This window comes from Rhodanobacter sp. DHG33, assembly GCF_014843005.1.
Classification (GTDB): Bacteria; Pseudomonadota; Gammaproteobacteria; order Xanthomonadales; family Rhodanobacteraceae; genus Rhodanobacter_A.
In genome coordinates this window covers 425,758-439,498 of record NZ_JACYXM010000002.1, presented here as the reverse complement: position 1 = coordinate 439,498, position 13,741 = coordinate 425,758, and the positions used below count along the sequence as shown (strand labels likewise).

Annotated in this window: 13 protein-coding genes; 3 read left to right on the top strand and 10 right to left on the bottom strand. The window is 67.6% G+C overall.

Features of this window, described 5'->3' with window-relative positions; all coding sequences use genetic code 11:
* Nucleotides 1-9: 9 nt before the first annotated feature.
* Nucleotides 10-555 (top strand): Smr/MutS family protein, encoded by a 546-nt coding sequence (locus IHE46_RS04895; RefSeq protein ID WP_192163501.1) that lies wholly within the window; start codon nt 10-12, stop codon nt 553-555.
* Between the two features lie 143 nt (nt 556-698).
* Here IHE46_RS04895 and IHE46_RS04890 read toward each other — a convergent pair whose 3' ends face one another.
* Complete coding sequence (locus IHE46_RS04890) at nt 699-1,127, bottom strand: helix-turn-helix domain-containing protein (protein ID WP_192163500.1); 429 nt, start codon at nt 1,125-1,127, stop codon at nt 699-701.
* Between the two features lie 69 nt (nt 1,128-1,196).
* Here IHE46_RS04890 and IHE46_RS04885 point away from each other — a divergent pair, with 69 nt between their 5' ends.
* Nucleotides 1,197-2,435, top strand: coding sequence for an MFS transporter (locus IHE46_RS04885; RefSeq protein WP_192163499.1), 1,239 nt, complete (start codon nt 1,197-1,199; stop codon nt 2,433-2,435).
* Nucleotides 2,436-2,445: 10 nt separating this feature from the next.
* Here IHE46_RS04885 and truD read toward each other — a convergent pair whose 3' ends face one another.
* The 7 genes from truD to IHE46_RS04850 all read right to left on the bottom strand — a co-directional run bounded on the left by truD (nt 2,446) and on the right by IHE46_RS04850 (nt 9,202).
* Nucleotides 2,446-3,474 carry a tRNA pseudouridine(13) synthase TruD gene (gene truD / locus IHE46_RS04880; RefSeq protein WP_192163498.1) on the bottom strand — a complete coding sequence of 343 codons (1,029 nt, stop codon included), beginning with the start codon at nt 3,472-3,474 and terminating at the stop codon, nt 2,446-2,448.
* Between the two features lie 343 nt (nt 3,475-3,817).
* Nucleotides 3,818-4,291 (bottom strand): 2-C-methyl-D-erythritol 2,4-cyclodiphosphate synthase, encoded by a 474-nt coding sequence (gene ispF / locus IHE46_RS04875; protein WP_192163762.1) that lies wholly within the window; start codon nt 4,289-4,291, stop codon nt 3,818-3,820.
* Between the two features lie 2 nt (nt 4,292-4,293).
* Nucleotides 4,294-4,989 (bottom strand): 2-C-methyl-D-erythritol 4-phosphate cytidylyltransferase, encoded by a 696-nt coding sequence (ispD, locus tag IHE46_RS04870; protein ID WP_192163497.1) that lies wholly within the window; start codon nt 4,987-4,989, stop codon nt 4,294-4,296.
* Nucleotides 4,986-5,324, bottom strand: coding sequence for a cell division protein FtsB (gene ftsB, locus IHE46_RS04865; RefSeq protein ID WP_192163496.1), 339 nt, complete (start codon nt 5,322-5,324; stop codon nt 4,986-4,988). Before ftsB ends, ispD begins: the two co-directional genes overlap by 4 nt.
* 17 nt (nt 5,325-5,341) lie before the next feature.
* On the bottom strand, nt 5,342-6,655 hold the full coding sequence (eno, locus tag IHE46_RS04860) for a phosphopyruvate hydratase (protein ID WP_192163495.1): 1,314 nt from the start codon (nt 6,653-6,655) through the stop codon (nt 5,342-5,344).
* Nucleotides 6,656-6,701: 46 nt separating this feature from the next.
* Nucleotides 6,702-7,535 (bottom strand): 3-deoxy-8-phosphooctulonate synthase, encoded by an 834-nt coding sequence (gene kdsA, locus IHE46_RS04855; protein ID WP_192163494.1) that lies wholly within the window; start codon nt 7,533-7,535, stop codon nt 6,702-6,704.
* The gene (locus IHE46_RS04850; RefSeq protein ID WP_192163493.1) at nt 7,532-9,202 is read right to left on the bottom strand and encodes a CTP synthase; all 1,671 of its coding nucleotides are present in this window, start codon (nt 9,200-9,202) and stop codon (nt 7,532-7,534) included. The genes kdsA and IHE46_RS04850 overlap by 4 nt, the downstream gene beginning before the upstream one ends.
* A gap of 155 nt (nt 9,203-9,357) precedes the next feature.
* Here IHE46_RS04850 and IHE46_RS04845 point away from each other — a divergent pair, with 155 nt between their 5' ends.
* Nucleotides 9,358-11,157 carry an aminopeptidase P family protein gene (locus tag IHE46_RS04845; RefSeq protein ID WP_192163492.1) on the top strand — a complete coding sequence of 600 codons (1,800 nt, stop codon included), beginning with the start codon at nt 9,358-9,360 and terminating at the stop codon, nt 11,155-11,157.
* 99 nt (nt 11,158-11,256) lie between these two features.
* Here IHE46_RS04845 and cysK read toward each other — a convergent pair whose 3' ends face one another.
* Both cysK and cysG read right to left on the bottom strand, forming a co-directional pair.
* Nucleotides 11,257-12,198 carry a cysteine synthase A gene (cysK, locus tag IHE46_RS04840; RefSeq protein ID WP_192163491.1) on the bottom strand — a complete coding sequence of 314 codons (942 nt, stop codon included), beginning with the start codon at nt 12,196-12,198 and terminating at the stop codon, nt 11,257-11,259.
* Between the two features lie 57 nt (nt 12,199-12,255).
* Complete coding sequence (cysG, locus tag IHE46_RS04835; RefSeq protein WP_192163490.1) at nt 12,256-13,725, bottom strand: siroheme synthase CysG; 1,470 nt, start codon at nt 13,723-13,725, stop codon at nt 12,256-12,258.
* Nucleotides 13,726-13,741: the final 16 nt, after the last annotated feature.

Below are 13,741 nucleotides of genomic sequence, written 5' to 3'. Positions count from 1 at the left end.
CATCGGGTCATGAAACGCCGCCCGCCTGCCCCGATCAGCGAAGACGACGCCCGCTTGTTCCGCGAGGCCATCGGCGAGGTGCGCCATTTCGATGCGCAGGCCGCGCCGCCATCGGCGCCCAAACCCGCGCCGCAACCGCGCATGTTCGAAGCCGACGAAGCCGCCGTGCCTGGCGAATTGCTGGATATGGCTTTCGACCCGGCCATGCTGGAAGTGGGCGAGGAACTGAGTTACCTGCGCGACGGTTATCCGCCGAAGCTGCTGCGCCAGCTGAAACGCGGCCAATACAGCGTGCAGGACGAGATCGATCTGCACCAGATGAACGCCGCCGCCGCGCAAGCCAGCATCGCCGACTTCCTGGCCGAGGCAAAGCATCACGGCTTGCGCTGCGTACGCATCATCCACGGCAAAGGTCTGCGCTCGAAAGCCCATGGTCCGGTATTGAAGACGCTCGCCGACCGGCTGTTGCGGCGCCGCGACGATGTGGTGGCTTTCGCTTCCGCACGGCCTGCCCAAGGCGGTACGGGCGCGGTAGTCGTATTGCTCAAGGGTTGAGAGAGACGCTACGGATCCACCAAGCACCGCGCTCTTGTTTCTTTGCAGAACCGTTGCCCGTACCGATGGCTATCGATGCTTGATCCATTGTTTTGGGGCTCGCTTTCTGCCGGCGGCATCCGCAATGGGATGCACCCGTTGTCTCAGGGCAACCTTCGTTTCGAGTTCGCGTGCTTTCCGCTGCGCTTGCCTGCCACGTCCACCAGCCTCCGAAACGTCGGGCACTCCATATGCGAGGGCGCAGGGCAATCGGCAACATGCCGGAGCGTGTTGCGCAGTGCCGTCAGCTCGCGGATTTGCCGGTCGATCTCGTCGGCCTTCTGGTGGAGCGCGGCACGCGGCAGATCCGGCAAGCCGTTCCTGCCGAACATGCCGGCGATCTCATCGAGCGAAAATCCGGCCGACTTGCCCATGGAAACCAGCTTGAGCTGCAAAAGCACCTCGGGCAGGAATTGCCTGCGCAGTCCATGCCGCGAAACCGCTGCAATCAGCCCGACTGCTTCGTAATGGCGCAACGCCGAAGGCTTGATTCCGCTCTTTGCCGAGACCTCCCCTATATCCAGGTATTTCATGCTTGACCTCAAGTTGACTTGAAGTCGTAGCCTGCTCCCGAACCGCAATTACGGCAAGAGAGCAGCACGATGGAACAGGCAAAAGCACACACATCGGAGAAGAGACAGTCGGCCATCACGATCACGCTGGCGCTATCGATGCTGCTCGCATCGCTAGGAACCAGCATCGCCAATATCGCGCTGCCGACGCTGGCCGAAGCGTTTTCCGCACCGTTCGCGCAGGTGCAGGCGGTCGTCGTCGCCTATCTCGCGGCCCTGACGGTCTCGGTCATCGTCGCCGGCCAGCTTGGAGACAGGCATGGATTGAAACCCATGCTCATGACGGGCTTGGGATTATTCACGGCTGCTTCGCTGCTGTGCGGCGCAGCGGCGAACCTTTGGCTCCTGATCGGCTTCAGGGCGCTCCAGGGCATCGGCGCGGCCTTCCTGATGACACTCTCCATGGCCTTCATGCGCGAGACCGCCATCGAAGCGCGCGTGGGACGAGCCATGGGCTTGCTCGGGACCGTATCGGCACTGGGAACGGCGCTCGGCCCGTCGCTGGGAGGACTGCTGATCCCGGTGACGGGATGGCGCGGCATCTTCTGGATTCAGTTCCCGCTGGCAGCCGTCGCCTTGATTCTTGCCTACGTGACGTTGCCGGATGCCTTAAGTCGAATAAGGCCGTCTTCGACGAGCCTGTGGTCGGTGTTGAACTGGAGTCTCGCGCCCAATCTCTTCGTCAATCTTCTGGTCGCCGCGGTGATGATGACGACGCTGGTGGTCGGCCCCTTCTACCTCAGCCTCAGTCTCGGCCTGAAGGCAACGCAGGTCGGGTTCGTCATGGCGATCGGTCCCGTGATCTCCATCGTCAGCGGCGTTCCCTCAGGGCGGCTCGTCGATGCCCGTGGAAGCGCCGCCGTGCTCGCTCTCGGGCTTGCCTTCATGGTGGCGGGGACTTTCCTGTTGGCGATCGTCCCGAACATGATCGGCGTCATCGGCTACGTACTTGCCGTCATCGTCCTGACGCCGGGCTATCAGCTCTTCCAGGCAGCCAACAATACGGCCGCGCTGGCAAACGTCCCCGTCGATCGACGCGGCACCGTCTCCGGCTTGCTCGGACTGTCGCGCAACATCGGTTTGATCACCGGCGCATCCGCGATGGGCGCCGTCTTCGCCTTCGGCGTCGGAACCGAAGCGTTCGCCCATGCAAACGCTTCTGCCATCGCTGCGGGGATGCGGATGACCTTCCTGCTGGCGGCAGGCATGATGGTCGCCGCTCTCTGGGGGGCGCTCGGGCAGAGCGTCCGCACCGAACGCCCGCGGTGATCGCCGGTGCTTACACCGCAAGTGACGCAGCAGCCACCTCGCGCGCCACGACCGTAGCGTAGGCGCCGGCGGGCAGCTCGAACGACAGCTCCAGCGCATCATCGGCCAACCAGCGCCAACGCAGGTCCTTCGGCAGCAGGCGCAGCGGGCGGCGCTCCTGATCCATGCGCGCGGCAGCGATGCCTTGCGCCAGATCCTCGTGCGCAGCGGCAGCTTCGCGTTCGAGCGCACCGGCTTCGCCCGTGGCAGGTGGTTCGCCCAGCCCCCACAACGGACCCGAGGGATGGATATCGCCGCGTGCCAGGCGCTCGGCCAGCACGTCGCTGTACGGCTCCGGCCCGAACCACGATCGCGAGCCGGCCAGCGACCAGATTTCACCCTCCAGCGGCGCATCCCACGCACCGCGCTCTACACGCGTCGCGAGCACGCTGTTGAAGATCTGCGAGCGGGCGGCGGAAAGCAGGAAACCGCGCTTGTCGCGATCCACCCGACGCCCCGCGAACATCGCGCGCGCCTGATCCAGATTGCCGCCTTCGCGGCCGAAGCGCTGCTCGCCGAAATAATTGGGCACGCCGCGTGCGGCGATGGCGGCCAGTACCTCCTCGGCGCGCTCGCGCTCGCCCTGCACCTCGCGCAGCACCAGCACGAAACGGTTGCCGCGCAAGGCGCCGCGCTTCAGCTTTCGGCTGTGGCGCGTGGCGGCCAGCACTTTCACGTTCTCGTGCGGGAAGGCCGACCAGTCGGGATCGGGTTTGCCGGCGAGCTGCACGGTGAAGGCCTGGCGGGTGACCGCGTGGCGATCCTTCAGGCCGGCGTAGCCCACGGCCAGCGGCGGCACGCCCGCGAATTTCGCCAGCTCCTTCGCCAGCCAGTCGGTGTTGGCGCCACGCTTCTCCACCCACAGCAGGGCGTGTTCGCCGCTGCCGTCGGCGTCGTAGCCGAGGATTTCCTCGACCACGAAATCTTCCGGGGTGCTGCGCAGGCGGCCTGTCAGCGGAGGGGTTTGGCCGTGGGCGAAGGGGAGTTCTTGGGTTGTCATGGGGTGACAAGTATCCGGATGTTCGCGCCCTCTCTCCTTTTGGAGAAGGCTGGGGTGAGAGGCAGGTGCTCGCGGCAACCTTACGTTTGCGCACCTTGTTCGCCTGCGGGCTTTCTTGATGATGTTTGCCGCAAGGAACAAGGCGGTTTCGGTCGCCTGCCGGCGCCCGAGTTACTTCTCTTTGCTGGCCCAAAGAGAAGTAACCCAGAGAAATGGCCTTATTCAATCCGCCGGAACTACAAGCAAGTTATGTCGAGGAAGTTGGAACTACATTCGTCGACACGTCCTGCACCGCGGCCACACCTCGCCGTATCTGGGAACTGAGTTTTGAAATGCCTGCGCTTCAGCGCCTTTCGAGCAGCACGCAAGCTTGTGCAGCGATGCCTTCCTCGCGGCCGGTGAAGCCGAGTTTCTCGGTGGTGGTGGCCTTGACGCTGATCTGATCGAGCTGGCAGCCGAGGTCGGCGGCGAGATTCTCGCGCATGGCTTGCGCGTGCGGGCCGATCTTGGGCGACTCGCAGATCACGGTGATGTCGGCGTTGCCCAGCGCATAGTCGTGCAGCGCCATCAGCGATGCGGCATGGCGAAGGAACTGGCGGCTGTCGGCATTGCGCCAGCGCTCGTCGGAAGGCGGGAAATGCTTGCCGATGTCGCCCATCGCGAGTGCGCCGAAGATGGCGTCGCACAGCGCGTGGATCACCACGTCGCCGTCGGAGTGCGCGACGAGACCGCGCACATGGGCGATGTGCACGCCGCCCAGGGTGACGTGGTTGCCTTCGCCGAAGGCGTGCACGTCGAAACCGTTGCCGATGCGCATGTTCATGCCGTCCTCGTCAGCAGGAATTCGGCGAGCGCGAGATCCGCCGCCGTGGTGACCTTGATGTTGTCCTCGGCGCCTTCGACCAGCAGCGGCCGGAAGCCGGCCAGCTCCATCGCCATGGCCTCGTCGCTGACCGCGCGGCTGTCGCGCGATACGGCGCGCAACGCGGCGACGAGTTCGCCGCGACGGAACATCTGCGGCGTGAACGCACGCCAGCGCTGATCGCGCGGCTCGGTGGCAAGGCTGAGGTCGCCCTCGCTGGCGCGCTTGAGCGTGTCGCGCAATGGCGCGCCGAGCAGACCACCGTCGACTTGCGCAGCGCGCTCGATCAAGCGCGCAATGTCCGCGGCACGCACGCAGGGGCGTGCGGCGTCATGCACCAGCACGAAGTCGGCCTCGCCCACTTCGGGCGGCAGCGCTTCAAGACCGGCCCGTACCGAATCGCTGCGCTCGGCGCCGCCCAGTGCAGTACGCACCGGCTTGCCGTGCAAGGTATCGATGCCGGGCCAGAATGCGTCCTGTGCGCCGAGCACGACCATCAGGCCCGCGATGCAGGGATGCGCGGCCAGCCGTTCCAGCGTATGCGCGATCAGCGGCTTGCCGCCCAGCGACAGGTACTGCTTGGGACGATCCGCGCCCATCCGCGCGCCGCGCCCGGCGGCGGGCAGCACGCACCACAACGGCGCCGGGCTCATGGCTTGCCGCCGCCGGGCCGGGCCGGCGGCGGCAAGGGCAAGGTGCTGCTGGCGCCCGCGGGCTGGTTGTCCACCTGGTAGAACACTTCGCCGGCCTTGATCAGACCCAGTTCCGTGCGTGCGCGCGCCTCGACGGCCTGGTCGCCGTGCTTGAGGTCGTCCACGTCGGCGGCCAGGGCCTGGTTGCGCTGCTGCAGCCGGGTGTTCTCGTCGGTCTGCTTCTTGATGGACACGCGCAAGGCGTCCACCTCGTGCATGCCGCCATGCGCGGACCACAGTTTCAACTGCAGTCCGATCAGCAGCAGCAACAGGACGAGCGCGACCCAGCGCAGCATGGGCGGAGCCGCTCCCGTCAGCCCGGCAGGTGGGCGAGATTCGGGAAGGCGTGGCGGCCGGCGTAGCGTGCCGAAGCGCCCAGCGCCTCCTCGATGCGCAGCAGCTGGTTGTACTTGGCCACGCGATCGGTGCGGCACAGCGAACCAGTCTTGATCTGGGTGGCGGTGGTGGCCACCGAGATGTCGGCGATGGTGGTGTCTTCCGTCTCGCCCGAGCGGTGCGACACGATCGCCGCGTACTTCGCCGCGTCGGCCATGGCGATGGCTTCCAGCGTCTCGGACAGCGTGCCGATCTGGTTGACCTTGATCAGGATCGCGTTGGCGATCTGCTTGTCGATGCCTTCCTTGAAGATGGCCGGGTTGGTCACGAACAGGTCGTCGCCCACCAGCTGCACGCTCTTGCCGATCTTGTCGGTGAGCAGCTTCCAGCCGTCCCAGTCGCCTTCGGCCATGCCGTCCTCGATGGTGACGATGGGATACTGCTTGGCCCAGCTCGCCAGCACGTCCACCCACTCATGCTGGGTATAGACCTTGCCCTCGCCTTCCAGGTCGTACTTGCCGTCCTTGAAGAATTCGGAACTGGCGACATCCAGGCCCAGCAGGATCTCGCTGCCCACCTTGTAGCCGGTCTTGTTGACGGCCTCCAGGATGGTGTCCAGCGCTTCGATGTTGGAGCGCAGGTTCGGCGCGAAGCCGCCTTCGTCGCCCACGGCGGTGTTGAGGCCCTTGCCCTTCAGCACGCTCTTCAGCGCATGGAAGATCTCCGCGCCGGCGCGCAGCGCCTCGGCGAAGCTGGGCACGCCCACCGGCAGCACCATGAATTCCTGCACGTCGACATTGTTGTCGGCATGCGCGCCGCCGTTGATGATGTTCATCATCGGCACCGGCAACGCGCCGGGCTTGCCGGTGGTGCCGTTGATCTCCGCGAGGTACTGCCACAGCGCCTGCTTGCGTTGCGCCGCCACCGCGTGCGCGGCGGCCATCGACACGCCGAGCAGCGCGTTGGCGCCCAGCTTGCCCTTGTTCGGCGTACCGTCGAGGTTGATCAGCTTGGCATCCAGGCCGCCCTGGTTGGCCGCGTCGAAACCCTTCAGCTCGCTGGCGATGGAGTTGTTGACGTTGGCCACCGCGTTCTTCACGCCCTTGCCGAGGTAGCGCGACTTGTCGCCGTCGCGCAGCTCCACCGCTTCGCGCGTGCCGGTGCTGGCGCCACTGGGTACCGCGGCGCGACCGAACCCGCCGCCCGCCAGGGTGACCTCGGCCTCCAGCGTGGGATTGCCGCGCGAGTCGAGGATTTCACGGGCGTGGATGCGGGTGATGTCGGTACTCATGCGGCTGCAATCCTTCAAAAGTTTTGGAGAGGGGACGATCCGGGGCTTACAAAGTGTTTTCGAGGAAACCGTGGCGCTTGGTTACGGTGTCCAGTTCCAGCAGGGTTTCCAGCAAGGCTTCCATCTTGCCCAGCGGCCACGCGTTGGGGCCGTCGCTGAGCGCCTTGGAAGGATCGGGATGGGTCTCGGCGAACAGACCGGCCACGCCAGCCGCCACGGCGGCGCGCGCCAGCACCGGCACGAACTCGCGTTGGCCGCCGGAACTCGTGCCCTGCCCGCCCGGCAGCTGCACCGAATGCGTGGCGTCGAACACCACCGGGCAGCCCGTGTCGCGCATTGCGCTCAGGCTGCGCATGTCGGAAACGAGGTTGTTGTAGCCGAAGCTGGCGCCGCGCTCGCACACCATGATGGCGTCGTTGCCCACGTCCTTGGCCTTGGCGACCACGTTCTTCATGTCCCACGGCGCGAGGAACTGACCCTTCTTGATGTTCACCGGCTTGCCGGCGCGGGCCACGGCCTGGATGAAATCGGTCTGCCGGCACAGGAAGGCCGGCGTCTGCAGCACGTCCACCACCGAGGCCACTTCGGCGAACGGGGTGTACTCGTGCACGTCGGTGAGCACCGGCACGCCGATCTGGCGCTTCACCTCGCCGAGGATGCGCAGCCCTTCTTCCATGCCCAAGCCGCGAAAGCTGGTGCCGGAAGAACGGTTGGCCTTGTCGAAGCTGGACTTGAAGATGAAATGGATGCCGAGCTTGCCGGTGATCTCCTTGAGTCTGCCGGCGGTATCCAGCTGCAACTGCTCGGATTCGACCACACAGGGGCCGGCGATCAGGAACAGCGGCTGGTCGAGGCCGACTTCGAACCCGCACAGCTTCATGCCACGGCTCCCTGCGCCAGCTTCTGCCCGTCGCGCACAGCCTTGTACTCGCGCGCGGCGTGCACGAAGCCGATGAACAGCGGATGGCCGTCGCGCGGCGTGGAGGTGAATTCCGGGTGCGCCTGGCAGCCGAGGAACCACGGATGCTTCTGCCGCGGCAGCTCGACGATCTCCACCAGCAGGTCGTCCATCGACTTGCCGGAGATCACCAGGCCCTGGTCCTCGAAGCTCTGGCGGTAGCGGTTGTTGAATTCGTAACGGTGGCGATGGCGCTCGCGCACCACTTCCTGGCCGTACATCTCGCGCGCCAGCGTGCCGGCCTTGAGGCGGCATTCCTGCGCGCCTAGGCGCATGGTGCCGCCGAGGTCCGAGCGCTCGGTGCGCTGCTCGACTTCGCCGGCGGCCGTGGTCCACTCGGTGATCAGCGCGATCACCGGGTTCGGCGTGTTGCGGTCGTTCTCGCTGGAGTCGGCGTCGGCCAGGCCGGCCACGTGGCGGGCGAAATCCACCACCGCCGCGTGCATGCCGTAGCAAATGCCGAAGTACGGCACGCCATGCTCGCGCGCGTACTTCGCGGCCATGATCTTGCCCTCGAAGCCGCGCTTGCCGAAACCGCCCGGCACCAGGATCGCATCCATGCCGCCAAGCACCTTGGCGGCGCCTTCGGCTTCGACCTGCTCGGAGTCGATCCACTGCAGGTTCACGCGCGTCTGCTGCTTGATGCCGCCGTGGCGCAGTGCTTCGCCCAGCGACTTGTAGGCGTCCTTGTGCTCCACGTACTTGCCGACGATGGCCACGTTGACCTCGTCCTTCGGGTGCACCACGGCATCCACCGTGCGCTGCCAGCCGGAAAGATCGGCCGGCTTCGCGTCGAGGCCCAGCCGCTTCACCACGATCTCGTCCAGACCCTGCTGGTGCAGCCACAACGGCGTCTTGTAGATCACGTCCACGTCCACCGCGCTGATCACGGCGTTCTCGGGCACGTTGGTGAACAGGGCAATCTTGCGGCGCTCGCCCTCGGGCAGCGGCTGCTCGCTGCGGCACAGCAGGACGTCCGGCTGGATGCCGATGGAGCGCAGTTCCTTCACCGAATGCTGGGTGGGCTTGGTCTTGATCTCGCCGGCGGCCTTGATGAACGGCACCAGGGTGAGGTGCATGAACAGGCACTTCTCCGGGCCGTGCTCGATGCGCAGCTGGCGGATGGCTTCGAGGAAAGGCAGCGACTCGATGTCGCCCACCGTGCCGCCGATCTCCACCAGCGCCACGTCGAAGCCGCGGGTGGCCTCGTGGATGCAGTGCTTGATCTCGTCGGTGATGTGCGGGATCACCTGCACGGTGGCGCCCAGGTAGTCGCCGCGGCGCTCCTTGCGGATCACGCTCTCGTAGATCTTGCCGGTGGTGATGGAGTTCTTGCCGGTGAGGCGGGTGTGGACGAAGCGCTCGTAGTGGCCGAGGTCGAGGTCGGTCTCGGCGCCGTCGTCGGTGACGTAGACCTCGCCATGCTGGAACGGGCTCATGGTGCCCGGATCCACATTGATGTAGGGATCGAGCTTCATCATGGTGACCGAAAGGCCACGCGCTTCCAGGATGGAGGCCAGCGACGCCGCGGCGATGCCCTTGCCAAGCGAGGACACCACACCGCCGGTGACGAAAATCAGGGGGGTCATGGGATGCAGCCGTGCTGGAAATACGCATTCTAGCGGCAGACGGCCGCCGCCGCGAGATGTCCGGGCGATCGGATTCATCCGAAATTGCTATTGCCGCCGATCCCGGCCGCGCCAGGCCGGCGGCCTACGGCGAGGCGCCTGCTAAAGTGCGGCGCATGAACACCCACATCCCCGACCGGATCGCCGCACTGCGCGCGGCCATGCAGCAGCACGGCGTCGCCGCCGTGATCGTTCCCAGCGCCGACCCTCACCTGTCCGAATACCTGCCCGAGCGCTGGCAGGCGCGGGCGTGGCTGTCCGGCTTCACCGGTTCGGCCGGCACCCTGATCGTCACGCACGGGCACGCCGGCCTGTGGACCGACTCGCGCTATTTCTCGCAGGCCGAGCAGCAGCTCGCCGGCAGCGGCATCGCGCTGATGAAACTGCACGTGCCGCACACGCCCGAGCACATCGAGTGGCTGACCGCACACTTGAAGCACGACGACGTGCTGGCCGTGGCCGGCGACAGCCTCTCGCTGGCCGGCCTGCGCTCGATGGAAGGCAAGCTGGCCGGGCACGGCGTGCGCGTGCGCACCGACCTCGACCTGCCCGGCGCGGTCTGGAGCGATCGCCCTGGCCTGCCGCATGCCCGCATCGTCGAGCACCCCATCGCCTGGGCCTGCACCGCCCGCGCGGACAAGCTCACGCGTGTGCGCAACGCCATGCGCAAGCACGGCGCCACCCACCACCTGCTCTCCAGCCTCGACGACATCGCCTGGCTCACCAACCTGCGCGGCAGCGACGTGGAGTGCAACCCGGTGTTTCTCGCCCACCTGCTGGTGGCGGCCGAGGGCAAGGCCACGCTGTTCGCCGAGCGCGGCAAGTTCGACGACGCGCTGGTGGCGCAGCTCGCCGCCGACGGCATCGCCATCGCGACCTACGACGGCATCACCGGCGCGCTCGGCGAACTGGGCAAGGCCGATACCCTGCTGTTCGATGCCGGCCGCGTGGTCTGCGCCATCAGCAACGCGATCCCCGCCGCCGCGCGCCGAATCGAAGCCGCCAACCCCAGCACCGCGTTCAAGGCGCTGAAGACGGCCGCCGAACTGGATCACGTGCGCGAAGTGATGCGCCGCGACGGCGCGGCACTGGCCGGCGCCTTCCGCGAGATCGAACACCAGCTCGCGCAAGGCAAGCCGCTCACCGAGCTGGACGTGCACCGCCTGGTGCACGCCGCGCGCGCCGCGCAGCCGGAGTTCATCGGCGAAAGCTTCGCCACCATCGCCGGCTACCAGGCCAACGGCGCGCTGCCGCACTACCGCGCCACGCAGGAATCGCACAGCGCGCTGCAGGCGAAAGGCCTGCTGTTGGTCGACTCCGGCGGCCAGTACCTCGGCGGCACCACCGACATCACCCGCGTGCTGGCGCTGGGCGAAACCACCGCCGAACAGCGCCGCGACGCGACGCTGGTGATGAAGGGCATGATCGCGCTCTCCCGCGCGCGCTTCCCGAAAGGCGCCAGCGGCCCGCAGCTCGACGCGCTGGCGCGCGCACCGCTGTGGGCGGCCGGCTGCGACTACGGCCACGGCACCGGCCACGGCGTGGGCTACTTCCTCAACGTGCACGAAGGCCCGCAGTCGATCCGCCCGCCGGTTTCCGGCGGCGCGCTGGTGGCGCTGGAGCCCGGCATGATCTCGTCCATCGAACCGGGCCTGTACAAACCCGGCCGCCACGGCATCCGCCACGAAAACCTCGCGGTGGTGACCGAAGCCGAGCGCACCGAGTTCGGCGACTACTACGCCTTCGAGACGCTCACCCTGTGTCCGTTTGACCGCCGTGCGCTGGAGCCCGGTTTCCTCAGTCCCGACGAACGCGCCTGGCTGGACGATTACCACGCCACCGTGCGCGCCGCGCTCGCGCCGCTGCTGGAAGGCGCCGACCTCGCGTGGCTGGAATGGCACTGCGCGCCGCTGTGAGGCGCCATTATTGGTTCCGGCAACAGCCGCACGCTCCAAAAAACAATGCCGCCTCGGGGCGGCATTGTTGTCTTGATCGCTCACCCGGACCGACGACCCTTACTCCACCTCGTCCGACCCTTCGTTGACGCCCTCGAACAGGAAGGTGGAGAGGTAGCGCTCGCCGGTGTCCGGCAGCATGGCCAGCAGCACCGAGCCCGCAGGCGCGGCTTCGGCGACCTGCAGCGCGGCGGCCAGGGTGGCGCCGGAGGAGATGCCGGTGAAGATGCCTTCCTTCTGCGCCAGTGCGCGCGAGGTGTCGCGGGCCACGGTGTCCTCCACCGTCACCAGCTGGTCGACCACCTTGGGGTTTAGCACGGCGGGCACGAAGTCGGGAGTCCAGCCCTGGATCTTGTGCGGCTGCCACTCCTTGCCGCCGAGCAGCGAGGCGCCTGCCGGCTCGGTGCCGATCACCTTCACTTGCGGCCGCGCCACCTTGAGCACCTCGCCCACGCCGGTGAGCGTGCCGCCGGTGCCCCAGCCGCTGACGAAATAATCGAGGCGGCGGCCGGCGAAATCGCGCAGGATTTCCGGTGCGGTGGTCTGGCGGTGGTAGGCCGGGTTGGCCGGGTTCTCGAACTGGTTGGCCAGGAACCAGCCGTGCTTGTCGGCCAGCTCCTGCGCCTTCGCCGCCGCACCGCTGCCGCGCAGGGCGGCGGGCGTGAGCAGCACCTTGCCGCCGTAGGCACGGATCAGCTTGCGCCGTTCGATGGAGAAGGATTCCGGCATCACCGCCACGAAGGAGTAGCCGCGCGCCGCGCACACCGCCGCCAGCGCCACGCCCGTATTGCCCGAGGTGGACTCCACCACGGTCTGGCCGGGCTTGAGCACGCCGCGCCGCTCGGCGTCCAGGATGATCGCCAGCGCAAGGCGATCCTTCACCGAGCCTGCGGGATTGAACGCCTCCACCTTCACGTACAGCTCGACATGCTTCGGGGCGAGGCGATGCAGGCGGACGATGGGCGTGTTGCCGATGGTGTCGAGGATGCTGTCGTAGATCATGGATGGCTCCGGATGATGGCTGCACGCGATCATGCGCGCGGGTCTGCAAGGTTTTCGTCAAGCGCGGCGGCGCAAGGGCTCGCCGGCGATCTGCGCCGTTCGCGGCGGCCGCAGGCGTGGCGGCGAAACGACGGCATCGCCCAGTGGCGGGGCGCCGAACCAGGCCAGCCGCTCCGCCAACGCGGCCACTTCGCCCAGTATCAGCAGCGCGGGCGAACGTACCGCATGCGCCACGGCGCGTCCGGGCAGGTCGGCCAGCGAGCCGGTGACCACGCGCTGATGGGCGCGCGAACCGTTTTCGATCAGGGCGAACGGCGTGGAAGCTGCGCGTCCGTGCGCCAGAAGCTGCTCCTGCAGGCGGTCGAGGCCGGCCACGCCCATGTATACCGCCAGGGTCTGGCGCTCCTGCGCCAGCGCGGCCCAGTCCAGCGTGTCCAGCGATTCGCGGCAATGGGCGGTGACGAAGCGCACCGACTGCGCGTGGTCGCGGTGCGTGAGCGGCACGCCGGCATGCGCCGCGCAGGCCAAGGCGGCGGTGACGCCGGGCACCACTTCATAAGGAATGCCGTGGTCGCGCAGGAACTCCAGCTCTTCGCCGCCGCGGCCGAACACGAAGGGATCGCCTCCCTTCAGCCGCACCACGCGCCGTCCGGCCTGCGCATGCTCGAGCAGCAGCGTATGGATCTCGTCCTGCGTGGCGTGATGGTTTCCCGCCTGCTTGCCCACCTCGATGCGCTCGGCGTCGCGGCGGGCGAGCTCCAGCACCTCCGCGCTCACCAGGCGGTCGTGCAGGATCACGTCGGCCTCGTTCAATGCGCGCAGTCCGCGCAGGGTCAGCAGGCCGGCATCGCCGGGACCGGCTCCCACCAGCACGACCGAACCGGCCTGCCCGGCGGGCGCGGCGCGCAGCGCCTGCTCGGCGGCGGCGGCGGCCTGCTCCGGCTGCCCCTTGCGGAGTAGCGCAGCCACCGGCCCGGTGAAGAGTTCCGTATAAAAGCGGCGGCGTGCGGCGGGGTCGGGATGCCGGCGGCGGATGCGCAGGCGCAACCGCGACGCCAGCTGGGCCAGCGGCCCCAGCGAATGGTCGAGCAGGGTTTCCAGGCGCTCGCGCACCAGCCGCGCCAGCATCGGCGCCGCGCCGCCGCTGGAAATCGCCACCACCAGCGGGGAGCGGTCGATCACGGCCGGTACATGGAAGCTGGACAGCTCCGCGTCGTCCACCACGTTCACGAACACGCGCCGCAAGCCGGCCAGTTCCGCGACCTGCGCGTTCAACGTACGGTCGTCGGTGGCGGCCACCACCAGCCACGCGTAATCGAGCCAGCCCGGCGCGAATCCGCCGGACCGGTGCGCGATGCGCCCCTGCCGCGCCCAGCGTTGCAGTTGCGGCGTCAGCTCGGGCGAACCCACGGTCACCTGCGCTCCCGCCGCCAGCAGGGCGGCGGCCTTGCGCTCCGCCACGGCGCCGCCGCCCACCACCAGTACGGCGCGGCGTGAAAGGTCGGCGAACAGCGGATACAGCTTCATGGCGCAGGCTTCGATG